Source organism: Bacteroides coprosuis (genome assembly GCF_020741705.1).
In the GTDB taxonomy this organism is placed as follows: domain Bacteria; phylum Bacteroidota; class Bacteroidia; order Bacteroidales; family Bacteroidaceae; genus Bacteroides_E; species Bacteroides_E coprosuis.
In genome coordinates this window covers 1-20047 of the sequence record NZ_DYYK01000127.1, presented here as the reverse complement: position 1 = coordinate 20047, position 20047 = coordinate 1, and the positions used below count along the sequence as shown (strand labels likewise).

The following is a 20047-nucleotide window of genomic DNA, read 5'->3' as shown; positions in this document are numbered from 1 at the left end:
AATACATATAAAAAACTGCAATAGGTCTATTGCAGTTTTTTATACCCATGAAACTCATTTATGAGTTTTCATAAATACCTTTAGATTTGTTACAAAGAAAGGATTAAGAATAGCTGTATATGCAGCATTCCTTGCTACATTTGCTTCTTTTGAAGACACCTTATCAGGTTTATAACTATTCTTCCGCACATCAACTCCAAAAATACGGTAGAACCAAGTGCAAGCAGCAGTATATCTACCAAAATCATAATTTAAATGATAACCATCTCTACAGAAGTCTTTTTCAACATCAATATCTGTAGTTCTTGCATTTTGAATTGCTGTTCCTGAAGGTATTAAATAATCTATTCCTACGAGATTCTTGGCTCTCCAAGCCGACTCGACTATCGATTTATACATTTTCTCTTGAGAATTATCATAGAAAACAAAGTGCTCATGCTTAGAATCTTTAGCATAAGCCCAAGTTGCATGAAGCAAATATACTACATTCTTATTTGTAGCTTGCTTTCTGATATGAGCCATCACAAAAGGCAAATCTTTTTCATAAGTTTCATATAAACCAGAAAAACCACTAGCTTGCTGTGTGCTAATATAATCCCAATCTTCATCAGCGATAGAAACATCTATACTCACATTTTTTGTTTCTGTCTTTACTCCATCTAAGTCAATCTTACGATAGAAATAAGCATCCTTATTATTCACAATGTTTGTGTGATGTAACTCTAATGGGCATCCTCCAATGTACATATTACCTATTACATTTGGGATATCTTCAGCTATAGCTAGTTCATGTAAATATTGTTCAACAGCATCTTCTGAAAAGCTATTCCCTATTGCTAAAATCTTGATAACACCATCTTTATTAACTACTACTTGGCATTTATCCAAAATCTCAGGATTCTCTTCTGAACAAACGTATATAAAAGATCTGCCTTTAGCTCTTGTCTTGACTAAAGCAGAGTTATCTTCAGCAACTTCTAGTTCTAACACATTGGGATTATCAACAACCCACTTAAATGTAAGTTTCTTTTCGTTTTTATCAGTAAGGCTATATTGCAACTTTTGTTCACCTTGCTCGGCCAATACCATAAATTTTTTACTCAGCTCAACAGCTGATATATTTGTCACTACTACAATAATAAGTAGTAAACTCAAGAGTAATTTCTTGTTCATAGAATGGTAATTTAATTTATTGGTTAATTATCAATTTAGATTTGATTAAGGCTTTGGCTATGAAAAATTGAATTTAATAATAAAGTAGAAAATACTATTTCTCTTTCTATAAAAGTAATTCTTTGTGAAGAATCACACCATCTTTTTACGCATGAATACAAAAAAGGTAGTAAGAAACACTCACTACCTTTATCTCAATTTTATTTTTGTTCAACTATTGGAAAATCTTTTTCAATCCAATTCGTTATACCACTATCAAGCTCTATGACTTTAAAACCATGCTTTATCAATAAATCTGCTGCTTTTTTACTTCGTCTTCCTGTTCTACAATAGACAGCAATAGTTTGTTTTTTATTGAACATTGAATCAGCTTTCTCTATAAATAAAGAATCTGGAAAATCTATAAACTCAGCATCTGATATATGTCCTGAATTAAACTCATCAATGGTTCGTACATCCAAAAGCTGTACTTCTAAATTCTCTATAACATCTTTAAAATCATTGGTGTTTAATGACGTATAGGTTGTTTCTCTTTGACAACTAAACATCAATAAACTTAGAGTAAATGCTGTAACTATATATTTCATAAATTTAAATCAAAAAAGTATTCTTTTTCTCCATCATAGGAGTTTACTAAAAATCTCAATGATATATAAGAATTCGATAAATAGGGATCTAAGGGTATAGATACTAAATAGTTTTTTGTTGCTCCCTCAATCTCATTGTTTCTATTATGAAAGAAGGACACCACTATTTCTTTACTCTCAACTTCAGAAGACTCTGTAAAAAGAATATTATGCTTCGATAAATCAACGGTCTTAATACCCAATTGAATATTTAAGAAGCCACCTCCTATCCAAACTCTGGATACTTTTACTGGATCTCTATGCATATCAACAGGGACATTACCTGAAGTTAAGGGCTTAGCAATAGGTACTTGGGCTATTGAGTGAATAATCACCTCATCACTTCCTTCAACCTCTAAATATGCAACAGCACGCATAAATCTAGCCTTTGAAGGATTATAAATGACAGGAGATTTAACTACTTTGAATTCCCTACCCGAATCTAAGAGAACTCTGTCAATATAATATTTCGCATTCTGACTTGAGCCATCACTAGTTGTTCCTAAACCATCTGTAATCTCAGCAACAAGCATTTCCAAACGGACAGCAGGAGACTTATTTCCATTATCACTACTACAGGAAGCGAATAACAAAGCCAACAATATGCATCCGATGAAATAACTTTTCTTCATTTTATCCCCTTAAGTGGTTGATTAATGGATTAGCATACATCAATAAAAACTTATCTCTCAAGAAATCAACATCCTTATTTTCAATATCAATTCTATCCATCTGCTTCTCTAAATACTTCATAAAGACTTCTTTTTCTTGAGAAGAATACTTGTCAGACATCTCATCAGTATTTAACAATAAATCGTAAGCAACATAGTTTCCTGGATAAAAACGATAGTTCTTATGTATATTTTTGTCTATTAATTCTGACACTCTAGTAAATAGTTCTGATTTGCAGTTTCCTGGTCCCATTTCCATATTAGTAATGTCTTCACTAATACAAGGTCCCATATGAAAGTGTACATGTCCTTTATATCCAAACATTCCCACTTCCATATTTCTTAAATCGTCTTGAGTTGTTTTCTTATACTCTGGATTATCTCTCTTCAATTGAAACTCTTGTGCTTTTAGATAATCACAAGGATCATACTCGTAAGAAAGTGTGAGAGGCACAATATTCATTCCCGATAGACGCTCTTGAACAGTACCATCTCCTCCCATAGCAAGCATTTTTAATACACTATCTTGGGTTCTATCATCAGAGTCTTTAGCTCTACCTTCTCTTTGCGCAATCCAGATAGACTGCTTTTTATCATTTATTGTGTAGTGCATATAACGAGACATGCGCTTTGATGATTCAAGCATCTGGCGCATAGTAAGAGCTCTCTGAACAATAAACGACTTATTTACACGAACTAACTTCTTAATCCATGGATAAATAAGAAGATTATCTCCAATTGCAATTTCGACAGTTTCTAAATCACGTTCTACTAAAAGGACAGACAAAAAGCCTGCATCCAATATGATATCACGATGATTAGAGATAAATGTATATGCTTTTGTTTTATCTAATAAAACATCTGAGCTTAAGGTAAGTCCATCAGTGTAATTATTAGCAATCTTCTTTAAGATACCATAGCAAAAGGTAATTTGAAACTCAAGTTTAGTTTTACAAGCGCGCATTTTTTCTGCGATTACCTCAAACGGAACATCTGGTACAGTCATACATGCAGCACGCTGAAAAGCAGGATCTGCAATCAGCTCTTCAAAAACCTGAGGTAACTCCTCATCGTGATAAGGACGTATTTCATCAAATTCAGTTATATCCATAAGTATGGTTATTGAAATTTATTTTCGATAATATCAGTCATTACATCTTGAATCTCAAGACCTGCAGCTCTAACCTGTTGAGGTATAAAGCTTGTAGGTGTCATTCCTGGAGTTGTATTAACTTCTAACAAATTTATCACTTTTTTATCAGTTATAATAAAATCTACACGAATAATACCAGAACAACCAATAATATCATAAATAGCAGACGTTAACGTTTGTACTCTTTTCGTAAGTTCATCCGAAAGTCTTGCTGGAGTTATCTCTTCTACTTGCCCATTATATTTAGCATCGTAATCAAAGAATTCATTGTGCGTTACAACTTCAGTAATAGGAAAAACAACAGACTTATTTGATGTTTTATAACAACCACAAGTAATTTCAGTTCCATCCATAAAGGCTTCTATCAAGATTTCAGAAGATTCATGGAATGCTTTTAATATGGCAGGTTGAATTTGTTCTTCCTTAGTTACCTTGCTTACACCAAAACTAGAGCCACCTAAGTTCGGTTTTATAAAACAAGGCAATCCTATTTTTGCAACAACATCTACATCAGAAATAGATTGTCCTTTGCGCAACATTAAAGATTCTGCAACTTTCATTCCAAATCCTTTCAAATATTGATTGCAAACAAATTTATCAAATGTCAATGCCGAGGCTAATACTCCACAAGAAGAATAAGGAATACCCAATAATTCAAAATAACCTTGAAGAAGTCCATCTTCTCCAGGGGTGCCATGAATTGTAATGTATGCGAAATCGAATGTTATAACTTCACCATTCCATTCAAAGCTAAAGTCATGACGATTAATAGGTGCGTAAACACCATTATCAAGTCTTACTCTCCATACTTTATTCTGGATCTCTACGATGTATAAATCGTATCTAGATTTATCTATAAAAGAATAAATCCCTTGAGCACTTTTTAACGAAACAGGAAGCTCTGAACTATCACCTCCTGCAACAATAGCTACTGTGCGTTTGATCATAAATTTCTATTACTTATATAATTTCTCCACTTCGCTAGCAACTCTGTCATATCATCGGGTAGCTCAGAAGTGAAAAACATTTCTTCATTCGTTACGGGGTGTATAAAACCTAAACTTAAAGCATGAAGTGCTTGGCGAGGGCAAATATTAAAGCAGTTTTCTACAAACTGTTTATATTTTGCAAAATGTGTTCCTCGCAAAATGTCACTTCCTCCGTACCTAGCATCATTAAACAATACATGACCAATATGTTTCATATGTACACGTATTTGATGAGTACGACCTGTCTCAAGTCTGCAGGCGACTAGAGTTACATAACCCAAACGCTCTAGCACTTTATAGTGTGTCACTGCATGTTTTCCTATTTCAGGATCAGCAAAAACAGCCATCTGTAATCTATCTTTAGGATTTCTTGCTATGTTTCCTTCTATACGGCCTTCTTCCTCTTCAATATTACCCCACACCAATGCCCGGTATTCTCTTTTTGTTGTTTTATTGAAAAACTGTATACCTAGTTTACTCTTTGCTTCGGGTGTCTTTGCTATGACTAACAAACCAGAGGTATCCTTGTCTATTCGGTGCACCAACCCTACTCTAGGATCATTGGCATCATAACAAGAGTTGTTTTTCATATGCCATGCTATAGCATTGACCAATGTTCCTCTATAATTACCATGCCCAGGGTGTACTACCAAACCAGCTGGTTTATTAACCACCATAAGATAATCATCTTCATACACTATATTAAGAGGAATATCTTCAGGAATAATTTCTATTTCATGAGGTGGAGTATCCATATAAATTGTAATTTCTTCTAAGGGCTTAACCTTATAATTACTTTTAACTGGATTCCCATTTACTTTTACAAAACCTGCTTCCGCAGCCTTTTGTACTTGATTACGTGATGCATTTTCTATTCGATCACATAAAAACTTATCAATACGAACTAAGGATTGACCTTTATCAACAATAATTCGATGTCTTTCATATAATTGCACTTCAGAAGAAGTTTCAAAATCTTCTTCTTCCTTATCTATTTCTTCGAAAGAATTTTCTTGTATCATAATAAAAACAACTTGGTTTGGTTAATTAAACCAACTTTCTTCTACTGAAGGTTTTTTGGGAGCAACTGAATCAGCACCATTAAAATCTATATCCAAAGAATCAAGACCCATTGGTTCTGCCGTACCATCACCAACAACCAAAGTCAAAGTAGCACCAATTGGAGCTTTTGCCCCTAAAGGTAATACTACCCCATTTTTTTTAACCTCATAAACCCACTCTCTCTGCCCACTAATATATTCATCTTCTGTAAGTTTAAAACCTGCTGCTAATATTCTAGCTCTTGCTTGTCGTGCAGAGCTATTATCTGCCACATCAGGAACAGGTATATTGGGTGTATGTTTTGTGTTAATTGTTAAATAGATAATTCTCCCTTGTTTTACTTTACTTCCTTCAGATGGATTATAATCTAATATTCTTCCTGGAACCTCATTTTCTACATAAGTAGAATCGGACACAGCACATGTTAAGCCATGTCGTTGAAAAACAGAAGTGGCTTCGGCTACAGAAAGGCCTTTCACGTCTGGAACTAGAATAGCCTCACCATGTCGGGTAAACTTATCTATTCCTTTAAAGGCAAAGAATACGATTAAGATAAGGACAACCCCCATTATTATGATATTTACTACTAAAGCGAGTAACTTTTTTTTCATTCTTTCAACTTTGTGTGTTAGCCTATATTTCTAAGAGTAAACTTATATTGTGTAAATATACTATATTTAGTCGACAGCCCTGCAAGACACCATCTAAATAATGCCCAACTATCGTAACACTAACCTTTTATAGTATCATTTAACACTAGCCTATAAAGCAAAAAGAAGCAAAGGGATAGAACTCCTTTACTTCTTTATATCTGTAATATATAGGATCTTTATCCTAATTATCTACCGTTATATTCGTCTGAAACGGTTAATTTCTTTCTACCTTTTGCGCGACGTGAAGCTAGTACTCTACGTCCATTTGCAGTAGCCATTCTCTCACGGAAACCGTGTTTGTTTTTTCTCTTTCTGTTCGAAGGTTGAAATGTTCTTTTCATTGTAATATATTGTTATGATGTTATTTCCACTAGGTAATCGGGGTGCAAAAATAGTCACTTTCTTATTAAAAAACAAGAGATAATTCTTTTTAGTCAAAACATTTTGTGTTTTTTATCTATTTAGATTATTTTTGCGTACTATTATATAAGGAGATAAGAATCATCCTTAACCCTTTCAAATTTAAAGATAACATAATTTTTTAATTAGCAAAAAAAACAAATATGGCTACCACAGCAGATATCAAAAACGGAATGTGTATAGACCTTGACGGACACTACTACTTCATTATCGAATTTCTTCATGTTAAACCTGGTAAAGGTGCAGCATTTGTGCGTACTAAACTAAAAAGTGTAACTACTGGAAAAGTGATTGATAAGACTTTTAATGCAGGAGTAAAACTAGAAGAGGTACGTATCGAACGTCGTCCTTTCCAATATCTATATCAAGATGATATGGGATATGTTTTCATGAACCAAGAAACTTTCGACCAAGTAAGTGTTCAAAAAGAGCTAATTACTGGTGTTGACTTCTTAAAAGAAGGTGATGTACTAGAAGTAGTAAGCCATGCAGAATCAGAAACAATTTTATTTGCTGAAGTTCCTCAGAAGGTACAATTAAAAGTAACTTATACTGAACCTGGATTAAAAGGAGATACTGCTACAAATGCTACTAAACCAGCTACACTTGAAACTGGAGCAGAAGTAAAAGTTCCTCTTTTCATCAACGAAGGTGAAACTATAGAAGTAGATACACGCTCTGGTGCTTATATGGGCCGCGTAAAAGCATAATCTAAACATATCACAAAAAGGTGGTAATCGTTATTGATGATTACCACCTTTTTTGTACTATGACAAAACACAAATATTTATTATCCACATCATAAACAGGCTCTACTATGTTTTATTCTATTATTGTTCCCGTATTCAATCGCCCGAATGAAGTAGACGAACTTCTAGCTAGCTTAATCAATCAAACCTATAAGGAATTTGAAGTATTGATTATTGAAGATGGCTCTGAAATACCATGTCATCATATTGTATCCCAATACAATAATGATTTGGATATAAAATATTATCAAAAGAAAAACAGCGGACCAGGTAATACTCGCAACTATGGTGCCGAAAGAAGTAATGGAGACTATCTCATCATACTAGACTCAGATTGTATTCTTCCTCGCACTTACTTAGAAACTATTGAAAGTTTCTTGAAGAAGAATCCTATTGATGCTTTTGGAGGCCCTGATTGTGCTCATAGCTCTTTTACACCCATTCAAAAAGCAATTAACTATGCAATGACCTCCTTCTTCACCACTGGAGGCATACGGGGAGGAAAAAAACAAATGGACAAATTTTATCCAAGAAGCTTTAATATGGGGATAAAAAAAGAAGTTTATCTCGCTTTAGGAGGGTTTTCAAAAATGAGATTTGGTGAAGACATTGATTTCAGTATTCGAATTTTCAAAGGAGGATACGATTGTCGATATATAGCTGGTGCATGGGTTTATCACAAAAGAAGAACTAACCTAAAACGTTTCTTCAAACAAGTGCATAACTCTGGTATCGCACGAATAAATCTTTACAAAAGATATCCTGAGTCTTTGAAACTCGTTCATACTCTGCCTGCTCTATTTACGATCTTTACTTGTTTCTTTTTAATAGGAGCTTTATTCTATCCTTGGGCCATATTACCTCTCATCATATATAGTATTCTTGTATTTGTTGACTCTACACTAAAAAATAATAGCACTCATATTGGTATATTATCAGTAGCTGCTGCTTTCATACAACTAATAGGATATGGTACAGGATTTATACTAGCATGGTGGAGAAGATGTGTTCTTAAAAAAGAAGAATTTGCTGCCTTTGAGAATAGTTTTTATAAATAAACACAATTAACCTTAGCTAAACATGACTAGCCCTATCAAACTAACAATGCATCAATGGGCAGAAGAGGATCGTCCTCGTGAAAAACTAATAAACCAAGGTGCAGAACAATTAACTACAGTAGAACTTATCGCATTATTACTAGGTTCGGGAAATAAAGATGAAAGTGCCGTAGAGCTAGCTCGAAAAATGGTACTTCACTGCAACGAAGACTTAAGCCAGATGGCAAAATGGAGTAGTAGTGAATTTATGGCTTTTAATGGTATAGGAGCAGCCAAATATGCGACTCTAAAGGCGGCTTTAGAGCTAGGTAATAGACGACAAAGCCAAGAAGCTACCCAGAGAAAAACTTATAGATGCTCTACAGATATTTACCAACTCTTCCATCCTATTCTATGCGATGCTGTTCAAGAAGAGTTTTGGATTTTACTTTTAAATCAAGCTTGTAGAATCATTAAACACACACAAATTAGTAGAGGTGGCATTGATGGAACTTATGCCGATGTTAGATCTATTTTAAGAGAGGCTTTAGTACACAGAGCTACTCAGCTTGTACTTATCCACAATCACCCCTCAGGAAACACACAGCCCAGCATTAGCGACAAACAACTTACACAGAAAATCAAAGAAGCTAGTCTAGTTATGAATATTTTACTTATCGATCATCTTATCATCACCGATGGAAGTTATTATAGCTTTGCCGACAAAGGTATTCTTTAATTGAAAGAACAACAGCCTCTATTTTCACAAAGATAGAAAATACGTCCATAAACTTTTTACTAAACTAAAGTGTTCCTTAATAAGAAAATCTTTAGCTTTGCCACACTAACTTAGATTATAAGATTATGACAACTAAATTTGAAATAGAACAAAGAATAGTTCAAAGAATAAAAACAGTATATGACCCTGAGATCCCAGTAAACATCTACGATCTGGGCCTAATTTATGAAATCAATGTTTCAGACGACTTAGATGTAGTTATCACAATGACACTAACTGCTCCTAATTGCCCTGCCGTAGACTTTATTTTAGAAGATGTTCACCAAAAAGTGGAATCTATAGAAGGAGTTAAATCTGTAAAAATAGACTTAACATTTGAACCTGAATGGAATAGAGATATGATGAGTGAGGAAGCTCTTCTTGAACTAGGTTTTCTTTAATTCAATATAATTTGGTCAAGAATGAAAAGTGTATACTTCTTATCTGACGCTCATTTAGGTTCGAGAGCTATAAAACACGGAAGAACTCAAGAACGAAAATTAGTACGATTTCTTGATGAAATAAAAGATAAAGCCTCAGCAATATATCTCTTAGGAGATATGTTTGATTTTTGGTTTGAATATAAATATGCAGTACCCAAAGGCTTTACTAGATTTTTAGGGAAAATTTCTGAGCTAACAGATAGTGGTGTCGAAGTACATTATTTTATAGGTAATCATGACATTTGGTGTAATGATTATTTTGAAAAAGAATGTGGAGTCATAATGCATAGAGAACCTTTTACTACTGAAATTAATGGTAAGATATTCTATCTAGCTCACGGAGATGGACTAGGAGACCCAGATAAAGGGTTCCAATTCCTCCGAAAGATGTTTCATAACAAGTTTCTACAAAAATGTTTTTCTGCGATACACCCTAGATGGGGACTGAATTTTGGATTAAACTGGGCCAAGCACAGTAGAGAAAAAAGAGTCAATGGAAAAGACCCTGAATTTATGGGTGAAAACAAAGAGTTTTTAATACGCTACACGAAAGACTACTTAAAAGAACACCCTAATATCAACTTCTTTATTTATGGGCATAGACATATTATGCTAGATTTAATGCTCTCCAGAACAACAAGAGCTACTATTTTAGGAGATTGGATTAACTATTTTTCCTATGCAGTATTTGATGGTGAGCATTTCTTTTTAGAACAATATATTGAAGGAGATTCAGAATTATAAATTATAGGAAATAATTAATAGATAAAAGTCCTGCCACAGCTTTGTAGCAGGACTTTTAGTTTGTGATTAACACAATTCACCCATACAAGATATCCTCAAACTTAATTCATAAAAACCTTCTCTACTTCTGGATTAAGAAGAGAACATATCGGTATCATGATCTCATCATGACACCGACATGTCATCATCATGTCGGTGTCAAAACATATCTAACCCACTTCAAATTGTAAGGGATAGAGAATTTCCATATACTCCAAATAATAGCCCCACCTAAGATAAAACTTAGGTGGGGCTATTATTAATTCTTACTATCTACAAGAAATATTTTTACCACTTGTAACCAGCTGCTTTAGATATATTGTGAGGGATATCAATATTATTCAATCTAGCGTTAAATAATTCAGCTCCAACACCGATAGCAAAAACGGGAACAAAATTTGCTGAATGTGAATGTGAAGCCCAACTTACCATTGCTACTTCATTCATTACTTCTTTCGCTCTCGCAGCCATCGGCTCAGTTTTAGTATACATACTTTCTTCAAAGCCTTGTTTCTTTTGGACAAAACTATGTTCAAACTCATCTCTAAGTTTTCTTTCTTGTTCCCATGTCAGTTTCACCTCTTTCCAGAAACCCATATTTTCTCCTAAGAGCTGCTTCATATCTTCCCAAGTCACATTGTTGTTTTTTTCCTTACGAAGATTACTCATCAAGGTAGACAATTGATTAGCAGACACCTTTTGATATTGTAAAGATTGAAGATTTAAAGCATATTTACCCGTCCCCAAAGCAATACCACCTGTCTCATGATCAGCAGTAACTACAATTAATGTTTCTTTAGGGTGCTTTTTATAGAAAGCAAAAGCTTCAGCAATAGCTTCATCCATATCTATTACTTCGTGGAAAACTGTAGCAGCATCATTATCATGACAAGCCCAGTCTATTTTTCCACCTTCAACCATAAGGAAGAATCCTTTATTATTTTTATAAGATAAATGCTCTATCGCGCTCTGTGTAATTTCTTTTAAAGTCAAATCTCCTGCTTTACGATCAATAGCATAGGGCAGAGCATTTTTATCAGAACCCTCTTTTTGGATTAATATCAATTTTTCATCTCTACTAGATTGCGAATACTCATCTAAGCCACTATACAATTTATACCCTGCTTTTTCAAACATAGGATAAATACTAGGAGCATTTTCCCCATCAGCATTTTTATCAGGTTTCAAGAAACCAGAACCTCCATAAAAGTCAAAATTTGCAAGAGGTAAATCGTGAGCTATTTCATAATACATTCCTCTGTCAGGTTGATGAGCATAAAATGCAGCAGGAGTAGCATGATCTACACTAACACTAGTTATAACTCCTACCTTTTTACCCGCCTTTTTAGCACGCTCAGCTACACTCGTCAGTTTTTCCTTGTCTTTACCTACACCTATTGCACCATTGTACGTTTTTTCTCCAGTAGCTAAAGCCGTTCCAGCAGCTGAAGAATCAGTTACGGAGTTCGTACGAGAATAAGTATTAACGACACTCATCACAGGAAATTGAGTAAAAATAAGAGGTTTTACTCCAATCATACCTTCTTTTTCGGCAAGATACATTTCCGTCCCATTAACTTGATCTGCTCCCATGCCATCTCCAATAAAGTAAAACACATATTTAGCTTTACCTTGAGCAAAAAGCGAAACAGATACAAACAGGAGAATAAATAAACTTAATGTCTTTTTCATGATTATTTTCGATTATAGTTTGTTTGAAGTTGAGACAAATATACAAAAGCATAAATAAATTAACGCATATACTGTGGAAAACAACCACAACATATGCGTTATACGATATCATGAAGTTTAGCTAGCTAAACGAAACAAAAACTTATAGAATTGTTTTTTTCGAATTACTTATAATACCAGAAAAGTCAACTAAGTTAAATATATCTCTTAAGAAAGAGAGTACTTCAACATAGGTTGCAGACTCGTTCCTTACTTCATTCGCCTCTCTAATTTCCTTTGCACCAAGAGTATAAATTCTAGTATCCTCTTGAATCTTCATCTCACAAATCTTAGACATAATACAACTTTTAACAATTAAACGAATTTGACTTTTTAGGAGTCTTTATTATCTTATTTTGACATCCTTTATCACAAATATAATAAAAACCTTTCGATAAATAACATAATCGAAAGTCATTTTTTATAAAAATTATCATTTTAGCCTATTCAGAGAAGTAAATGTTGTAATGTATTTATAATATCACCTATCTAAAAACAACAAATTGCTGTATATCAAATACTTATATAAAACTAATTATAAAATTAATTGTAATACAAATGCAATATATAATAAGGCATAACTTGAGTAGTATCCAAAAGATTCTAGAGATAAACAAACTCTTCCAAGAACTAAAAAGAATGAATTACTTTCGTTTACTTACATTTTTATTTCGATTTAGTTTTATTAATCAAAATAAATCACGTTATTTGTATCACACTAAATTGTTAACCAATGAACCAGAACAATCAAAACACAATAACACCTACCTATGATGTTATCATTATAGGTGGAGGAGCAACAGGAGCTGGTACAGCTAGAGATTGTGCAAAGAGAGGACTTAAAACCTTACTCTTGGAACGTTTCGATATAGCATCAGGTACCACAGGTAGAAATCACGGACTATTACATAGTGGAGCACGTTATGCTGTAACCGATAAAGAATCTGCAGTAGAGTGTATTAAAGAAAACATGATACTTAAAAGAGTAGCACGCCACTGCATTGACAAAACTGATGGTTTATTCCTAAGCTTACCCGAAGATGATTTAGAATATCAAAAAACTTTCGTTCAATCTTGCTTAGAAGCAGGAATAAAAGCTGAAGTTATAGATCCGAAACAAGCTTTATTAATGGAGCCCTCAGCAAACCCTACATTAGTGGGCGCTGTAAAGGTCCCCGATGGCTCTGTAGACCCCTTTCGATTAACCGCATCCAATGTTATTGACGCAAAAGAACATGGAGCAGACTTAAAAACTTATCATGAGGTAGTAGGACTTTTAAGAGAACAAGATCGTATTGTAGGAGTAAAAGTTCTAGACCACCGTACAAAAGAGATATATGAAATCCATAGCCAGCTAGTAGTGAATGCTGGAGGTATATGGGGACAGCACATTTCGGAATATGCAGATTTAAAAGTACGCATGTTCCCAGCAAAAGGTTCATTGCTGATTTTTGGACACCGTGTTAATAATGTAGTTTTAAACAGATGTCGTAAACCAGCAGATGCAGATATCCTTGTACCAGGGGATACTATTGCACTAATAGGTACAACTTCTACAAGAGTACCATATGATCAAATAGACAATATGCATGTTACTCCAGATGAAGTAGATTTACTTCTTAGAGAAGGAGAAAAACTAGCACCTATTTTGTCACAAACTAGAATATTAAGAGGCTATGCTGGTGTAAGACCACTTGTAGCGGCTGATGATGATCCTGATGGAAGAAAAACAAGTCGTGGAATTGTGCTATTAGATCATGAAGAAAGAGATGGATTAAAAGGATTTATCACCATTACTGGAGGTAAGTTAATGACCTATCGCTTAATGGCCGAATGGGCTACTGATTTAGTTTGCAAGAAATTAAACATAGATAAGAAATGTACTACTGACGAAGATCTACTTCCGGGCTCAAGAGAAACAAAAGAAGAAATATCTAAAAAGATTGTTTCTATGCCACACACTGTAAAAGAAGCTGCTATTTATCGTCATGGAGATATGGCTGAAAAACTTTCAGGAAATACCGAAAGAGACAATAGCCTCGTTTGTGAGTGTGAAGAAATATCGGTAGGTGAAGTGAATTATGCTTTAAAAGAACTTGATGTACACAATTTAGTGGATTTAAGAAGACGTACTAGAGTTGGTATGGGTACTTGCCAGGGTGAGCTTTGTGCTTGTAGAGCAGCAGGATTAATGAATAAATCTACTGGAGCATGCCCAACCAAAGCCAAAGCAGATTTATCATCATTCCTTAATGAAAGATGGAAAGGAATCTACCCAACCGCATGGGGAGAAGGATTAAGAGGCAGTGAATATACAGCTTGGATTTATGAAAGTGTTTGCGGATTGTCGGACTCTAAAATCGTTAACCAATGAGATTTGATACAGTAATAATAGGAGGAGGATTAGCAGGATTAATCTGTGGTATAAAATTATGTCAGCAAAATAAGAAATGTGCTATAGTGTCTGCTGGTCAAAGTGCTATTCATTTTTCTTCAGGTTCTTTTGATTTGCTAAATAATTTACCAGATGGGACAGCTGTACAACAACCTATAGAAGAAATAGATAAATTAGTAACACTAAACAACCTTCACCCATATAGTAAATTGGGGAAAGAGTTATTTGCAAATTTGACTCAAGAGGCCGAAACTTTTTTAAGAGAATTAGGAATTCCTTTATTGGGCTCAACTCAAAAGAATCATTATCGCATATCACCTTTAGGAGAAGTTAAATCAACTTGGTTATCAGTAAATCCTTTTGCTACCACGAAAGAAAGCAAAAAACTCCCATGGGAAAAAGTAGCGATTTTCAATATGAGTGGCTTTCTTGATTTTTACCCTGAATTCATAGCTAGTGCATTACTAAAACTAGGCACAAAAAGCAAAATAACTGAATTTACACTTGAAAGCCTAGATAGACTTCGCAGAAACCCAAGCGAACTGAGATCTAGTAACATCACCAACGTGATGGATCGCTTAAACGATAAAGAATTCAACGAATTAGTTCATATTCTTAAAGAGGGAAGTAAAGATGCAGAAGCTATTCTATTCCCAGCGATATTAAGCTTAGACAATGACCAAATCATCCAAGATTTAGAAGAAAAAGTAGGCAAACCCATATTCTTACTACCTACACTCCCACCATCTGTAATTGGTATCAAGATACAGCAGTTTTTGCATGAAGCTTACACCAGTTTAGGAGGTGTATATATGCTAGGTGACAACATCGTAAAAGGAGATATTAAAAACAATAAACTCGAAAAAGTTTATAGCTTCAACCATGGAGATATACCTTTCCATGCTAATAATTTTGTTTTAGCAACAGGGAGCTATTTTAGCCAAGGATTGGTTGCTAGTAGAGATAAAATATATGAGCCCATCTTCAACTTAGATGTGAACCATATTGATCATAGAGAAGAATGGTACGACAATAACGTATTCAACGCTCAACCCTACATGTCTTTCGGAATCAAAACCAACAACGATTTTCAAGGGCAAATAAAAGGACAATCTCTAGACAATCTATACATTATAGGAGCAGGACTAGAAGCATTCAACGCCATAAAGGAAGGATGTGGAGCTGGTGTTTCAATTCTAACTGCTCTTCATGTAGCAAACACTATACTTAGAAAATAAGAAGCATATGAAACTCCAAGAATATAATATAAGTAACAATAACTTTGAGCAATGCATTAAATGTACAATTTGTACTGTATATTGCCCTGTAGCAAAAGTAAATCCCAACTACCCAGGCCCCAAACAAGCCGGACCTGATGGAGAGCGTTTACGCTTAAAAAAAGCTGATTTTTATGACGAGGCTTTGAAGTACTGTCTTAATTGTAAGCGATGTGAAGTAGCATGCCCATCCAATGTAAAAATCGGGGATATCATTCAATCAGCTCGTATTAAATACAGCAAGAAAAAGCCAAAACTAAGAGATATGCTATTGGCTAATACTGATATTATGGGAACATTAGCTACTCCATTTGCTCCTATCCTAAACCCTATATTAGGGTTAAAAGCGACCAAAGTAGTCCTAGATAAAACTCTTAAGATTGATCATCACAGAACATTTCCTAAGTATGCATTTGGAACTTTTGAATCATGGTATAAAAAGAATGCTCAAAAAGAACAAGATAAATATACTGATCAAGTAAGTTATTTCCATGGTTGTTATGTAAACTACAACAATCCACAGTTAGGTAAAGATATGATTAAGGTATTTAATGCATTAGGTATCGGTGTACAACTACTTAGCAAAGAAAAGTGTTGTGGTGTTGCCTTAATTTCAAATGGATTAATTAACCAAGCTAAGAAGCAAGCTAACGTTAACATTTCAGCAATTAGAGAATCAGTATTAGAAAAGAAGCGCCCTGTAGTAGCCACTTCATCTACTTGTACCTTTACTATTCGAGATGAGTATCCTCACTTATTAAACATAGACAATAAAGATGTTAAAGACCAAGTAGAGCTAGCTACTAGATATATCTATCGCCTGCTAAGCCAATCAGATAAAAAGCTTAAAGTAGGGAATAAAAAAATAAAAGTAGCTTATCACACACCTTGCCATATGGAAAAATTAGGCTGGGCATATTACTCTATTGAGCTATTAAAATTGATTCCTAATATTGAATTAACAGTATTAGACTCTAACTGCTGCGGTATAGCAGGAACATACGGATTTAAGAAAGAAAATTATAAAACTTCACAAGATATCGGTGATCCATTATTTAGACAGATTGAAGAAAGTGATATTGATTATGTAGTCACCGACTGTGAAACCTGTAAGTGGCAAATTGAGATGTCTACTAGTGCGAAATGCGAACATCCCATTTCGATTTTAGCAAAAGCACTAGAAGACTAGTAAAAACAAAAGCAGTGAAATTTCACTGCTTTTGTTTTTGTATCGTATAGAGAGAACTTATTTACACTAATGTAACTTCTATTCCCATCTCACGAATCATTTCTACCATGTGAGCGGGAGCATTTGTATCTGTAATGATTTGATGTATATTATTAAAATCACAAATCTTACAAAAACCCCTTTGTCCAAACTTTGATGAATCGGTTAGCACAATAACTTTATCCGAAACTTCTATCATTTTTTGATTGATATAAGCTTCATTCATATTACTTGTAGTTAATCCGTAATTTAAATCAATACCATCTACTCCTATGAAAAGCTTATTACAAGCTAAAGTTCCTAATATTTGTTCGGCATAATGTCCAATAACAGAAACCGAGTTTTTTCTCATACTGCCTCCTAATTGTACTACCTCTATATTGGGGTGATAGCAAAGAGTTAACGATACTTTCACAGAAGAAGTTATAGCTGTTAAATGTTTTTGCATATCAATGTGATTAGCAAAAGTAAGAAGTGTAGTTCCTGACGCAATAATAATCTTATCATTGGGCTCTAACATATTATTTGCAGCTTCAGCGATGCGTCTTTTCTCCTCAATATAAAGTTTCTCTTTTTCATCGACGTGTCTATCTGTAATTAAGGAACTTAGCGCACTTGCACTACCATGATTACGAATCAAAAGTTTCTTACTTTCTAGCAATCGCAAATCTTTTCGAATCGTAACTTCCGAAACATCAAGATTTCTACTTAAATCTTGTACTTTGACAAAGCCATCCTTCTTTAATTCGTCAAGAATATACTTATGTCTTTGAGCAATATTTCCCATATCAAACAGTGTTATAGTATTAGTATCTAACGCTTTATGTGAATAATCTTATACTTATAAAAGCAAATAAAAGCATTTTACTTGCCCTATTTTTATGTTTATATCAAAGTTACACTTTTATTTTATAAAAACGAAAATAGAAATACAAATAATTACACAATCCGAAAGCATAATAGAATATTCAAAACTCAATATGTTGCGATATTCAAAAATATACTTTCGATATATTACTTTTATTTACGATTTTGCTTGTTAATATAAATTTGATTTTCTACATTTGAGGTAGTTAACCTCTAACAATGTATTGATATGAAGCGAAGTGATCAAATTAATAAGATCGCGAATCCCGAAACATTATGGGATGTCTTAATTATCGGTGGCGGTGCTACTGGATTAGGCTTAGCGGTCGATGCTGCTTCACGCGGATATAAGACTTTATTACTAGAACAACATGATTTTGCTAAATCGACATCTAGCCGAAGTACCAAATTAGTACATGGTGGAGTTAGATATTTAGCACAAGGCGATGTTAGCTTAGTTATTGAAGCTTTACGCGAGAGAGGCCGATTGAAACAAAATGCTCCTCATCTATTTAAGAGTCAACGGTTCATCATCGGAAACTATAAGTGGTGGGAAAAACCTTTCTATACAATAGGACTGACAGTCTATGATATTCTCTCTGGTTCAAGAACCTTGGGAAGGTCTAAACCTCTTAAAAAGAATACAGTTCTAAAAGAAATTCCTCAAATTAAACAATCAAACTTAAAAGGTGGAGTAGTTTACTATGACGGGCAATTTGATGATGCACGTTTAGCTATTAATCTTCTACAAACAGCAATAGAACATGATGCTACTGCCGCAAATTATATAGAAGTTACTTCTTTAACAAAAAACACAAATGCCACACTCAATGGGGTTACAGCGATTGATAAAATAACCAATCAAGAATTTACGATAAAAGCAAAATCAATTATTAATGCTACAGGCATTTTTGTAGATAAAATACTACAAATGGATGCGCCTGAGGATGATAATATTGTACGCCCTAGCCAAGGTGTTCATTTGGTTGTAGATCAATCATTTCTAGGAGGGGACTCTGCAATTATGATTCCAAAAACCAGTGATGGCCGTGTTTTATTCGGAGTTCCATGGCACGGGAAAGCCATCTTAGGAACTACTGATACTCCCCTAAAGGAGTTTGTTCTTGAGCCAGTAGCACTTGAAGAAGAAGTAGACTTTATACTGAAAACGGCTGGTCAATACCTAGAGAAACAGCCAACCAAAGAAGATGTATTATCGGTGTTTGCTGGACTAAGACCACTTGCTGCTCCTAAAAAAGGTAGTAATTCGACAAAAGAAATATCAAGAAGTCATAAAATAATAGCTTCTGATAGTGGATTAGTGACAGTAACAGGAGGAAAATGGACTACCTATAGAGAGATGGCTGAAGAAACCTTAGATAAAGCTATTGAGGTATGTCACCTTGAAAACAAAGCGTGTGTTTCTAAAAATTTAAGGATTCATGGATACCAAACGACAACAGATCGCTCTAACTTTAGCTATGTATATGGGTCTGATTTAAAAAAGATTCAAGAACTTTGTGATAATCAACCCGAACTAAGAGATACTCTTCACCCTCGTTTTGACTTTATAAAAGCAGAAGTTGTATGGGCTATACACCATGAAATGGCTCTTACAATTGAAGATGTCCTCGCTAGACGACTCAGAGCTTTATTCCTTGACGCCAGGGCAGCAATAGACATTGCACCAAAAGTTGCAAGCATTATGGCTAAAGAAATGAATAAAGACAAAGATTGGGAAAACCAACAAGTAAATGATTTTATCGAATTAGCTCAAAATTATTTACTAATACAATACAAACCTCAAACGACAAAATAAACACAAATCAGCACTTAAAATCTAACACATATGGAAAAGTATATTTTAGCATTCGACGCAGGTACTACAAGTTCCAGAGCAATTATTTTTAATCACTCAGGCGAAATATGTTCTGTTGCTCAAAAGGAATTCACCCAATATTTTCCACAAAGTGGATGGGTAGAACATGATCCTCACGAAATTTGGTCTTCAT

21 protein-coding genes are annotated in these 20047 nt (G+C 34.3%); 10 read left to right on the top strand and 11 right to left on the bottom strand.

Annotated features, from left to right (window positions below):
* Positions 1–54: 54 nt before the first annotated feature.
* From K8V80_RS07255 to rpmH, 8 genes are all read right to left on the bottom strand, one after another.
* Positions 55–1173, bottom strand: a complete 1119-nt coding sequence (locus K8V80_RS07255; protein ID WP_276776555.1) for a DUF4886 domain-containing protein — start codon at positions 1171–1173, stop codon at positions 55–57.
* A 200-nt stretch (positions 1174–1373) separates the two neighbouring features.
* Entirely contained in the window at positions 1374–1760 is a 387-nt protein-coding gene (locus K8V80_RS07250; RefSeq protein WP_276776553.1) for a rhodanese-like domain-containing protein, read from the bottom strand.
* Positions 1757–2431 carry a hypothetical protein gene (locus tag K8V80_RS07245; RefSeq protein ID WP_276776551.1) on the bottom strand — a complete coding sequence of 225 codons (675 nt, stop codon included), beginning with the start codon at positions 2429–2431 and terminating at the stop codon, positions 1757–1759. The genes K8V80_RS07250 and K8V80_RS07245 overlap by 4 nt, the downstream gene beginning before the upstream one ends.
* A 1-nt stretch (position 2432) precedes the next feature.
* On the bottom strand, positions 2433–3581 hold the full coding sequence (locus K8V80_RS07240) for a 1-acyl-sn-glycerol-3-phosphate acyltransferase (protein ID WP_006743962.1): 1149 nt from the start codon (positions 3579–3581) through the stop codon (positions 2433–2435).
* Between the two features lie 8 nt (positions 3582–3589).
* Positions 3590–4567, bottom strand: coding sequence for a D-alanine--D-alanine ligase (locus K8V80_RS07235; RefSeq protein WP_276776578.1), 978 nt, complete (start codon positions 4565–4567; stop codon positions 3590–3592).
* Positions 4567–5634, bottom strand: coding sequence for an RluA family pseudouridine synthase (locus K8V80_RS07230; protein ID WP_006743960.1), 1068 nt, complete (start codon positions 5632–5634; stop codon positions 4567–4569). The genes K8V80_RS07235 and K8V80_RS07230 overlap by 1 nt, the downstream gene beginning before the upstream one ends.
* 21 nt (positions 5635–5655) lie before the next feature.
* Positions 5656–6285: a PASTA domain-containing protein gene (locus tag K8V80_RS07225; protein WP_006743959.1), complete on the bottom strand. Its 630-nt coding sequence runs from the start codon at positions 6283–6285 to the stop codon at positions 5656–5658.
* A gap of 227 nt (positions 6286–6512) precedes the next feature.
* A complete protein-coding gene (gene rpmH, locus K8V80_RS07220; RefSeq protein WP_006743958.1) occupies positions 6513–6668 on the bottom strand; it encodes a 50S ribosomal protein L34 in 156 nt (51 codons plus the stop codon).
* A 222-nt stretch (positions 6669–6890) separates the two neighbouring features.
* Here rpmH and efp point away from each other — a divergent pair, with 222 nt between their 5' ends.
* The 5 genes from efp (at position 6891) to K8V80_RS07195 (ending at position 10498) form a co-directional block, all read left to right on the top strand.
* Entirely contained in the window at positions 6891–7457 is a 567-nt protein-coding gene (gene efp / locus K8V80_RS07215; RefSeq protein WP_006743957.1) for an elongation factor P, read from the top strand.
* A gap of 107 nt (positions 7458–7564) precedes the next feature.
* Positions 7565–8554 (top strand): glycosyltransferase, encoded by a 990-nt coding sequence (locus K8V80_RS07210; RefSeq protein ID WP_006743956.1) that lies wholly within the window; start codon positions 7565–7567, stop codon positions 8552–8554.
* Between the two features lie 22 nt (positions 8555–8576).
* Positions 8577–9272 (top strand): RadC family protein, encoded by a 696-nt coding sequence (radC, locus tag K8V80_RS07205; RefSeq protein WP_276776546.1) that lies wholly within the window; start codon positions 8577–8579, stop codon positions 9270–9272.
* Positions 9273–9397: 125 nt separating this feature from the next.
* The gene (locus K8V80_RS07200; RefSeq protein WP_006743954.1) at positions 9398–9712 is read left to right on the top strand and encodes a metal-sulfur cluster assembly factor; all 315 of its coding nucleotides are present in this window, start codon (positions 9398–9400) and stop codon (positions 9710–9712) included.
* A 21-nt stretch (positions 9713–9733) separates the two neighbouring features.
* The gene (locus K8V80_RS07195; RefSeq protein ID WP_006743953.1) at positions 9734–10498 is read left to right on the top strand and encodes a UDP-2,3-diacylglucosamine diphosphatase; all 765 of its coding nucleotides are present in this window, start codon (positions 9734–9736) and stop codon (positions 10496–10498) included.
* A 327-nt stretch (positions 10499–10825) separates the two neighbouring features.
* On the opposite strand, the gene K8V80_RS07190 is transcribed toward K8V80_RS07195, so the two are convergent.
* Both K8V80_RS07190 and K8V80_RS07185 read right to left on the bottom strand, forming a co-directional pair.
* Positions 10826–12229 (bottom strand): alkaline phosphatase, encoded by a 1404-nt coding sequence (locus K8V80_RS07190; protein WP_276776542.1) that lies wholly within the window; start codon positions 12227–12229, stop codon positions 10826–10828.
* A 142-nt stretch (positions 12230–12371) separates the two neighbouring features.
* A complete protein-coding gene (locus tag K8V80_RS07185) occupies positions 12372–12566 on the bottom strand; it encodes a hypothetical protein (protein WP_006743949.1) in 195 nt (64 codons plus the stop codon).
* 435 nt (positions 12567–13001) lie between these two features.
* Here K8V80_RS07185 and glpA point away from each other — a divergent pair, with 435 nt between their 5' ends.
* From glpA to glpC, 3 genes are read left to right on the top strand one after another with little or no spacing between them, the layout of a single operon-like run.
* Positions 13002–14642 (top strand): anaerobic glycerol-3-phosphate dehydrogenase subunit A, encoded by a 1641-nt coding sequence (glpA, locus tag K8V80_RS07180; protein ID WP_006743947.1) that lies wholly within the window; start codon positions 13002–13004, stop codon positions 14640–14642.
* Positions 14639–15901 (top strand): glycerol-3-phosphate dehydrogenase subunit GlpB, encoded by a 1263-nt coding sequence (gene glpB, locus K8V80_RS07175; RefSeq protein ID WP_276776538.1) that lies wholly within the window; start codon positions 14639–14641, stop codon positions 15899–15901. Before glpA ends, glpB begins: the two co-directional genes overlap by 4 nt.
* A 7-nt stretch (positions 15902–15908) precedes the next feature.
* Entirely contained in the window at positions 15909–17129 is a 1221-nt protein-coding gene (glpC, locus tag K8V80_RS07170) for an anaerobic glycerol-3-phosphate dehydrogenase subunit GlpC (protein ID WP_006743945.1), read from the top strand.
* A gap of 61 nt (positions 17130–17190) precedes the next feature.
* Here the strand turns inward: glpC and K8V80_RS07165 are convergent, their stop codons facing one another.
* A complete protein-coding gene (locus K8V80_RS07165) occupies positions 17191–17955 on the bottom strand; it encodes a DeoR/GlpR family DNA-binding transcription regulator (RefSeq protein ID WP_006743944.1) in 765 nt (254 codons plus the stop codon).
* Positions 17956–18264: 309 nt separating this feature from the next.
* Between K8V80_RS07165 and K8V80_RS07160 the strand changes: the two genes are divergently transcribed.
* Both K8V80_RS07160 and K8V80_RS07155 read left to right on the top strand, forming a co-directional pair.
* Entirely contained in the window at positions 18265–19854 is a 1590-nt protein-coding gene (locus tag K8V80_RS07160) for a glycerol-3-phosphate dehydrogenase/oxidase (protein WP_276776535.1), read from the top strand.
* A 30-nt stretch (positions 19855–19884) separates the two neighbouring features.
* The coding region (locus K8V80_RS07155) for an FGGY family carbohydrate kinase (RefSeq protein ID WP_276776576.1) at positions 19885–20047 on the top strand (163 nt) is incomplete at its 3' end.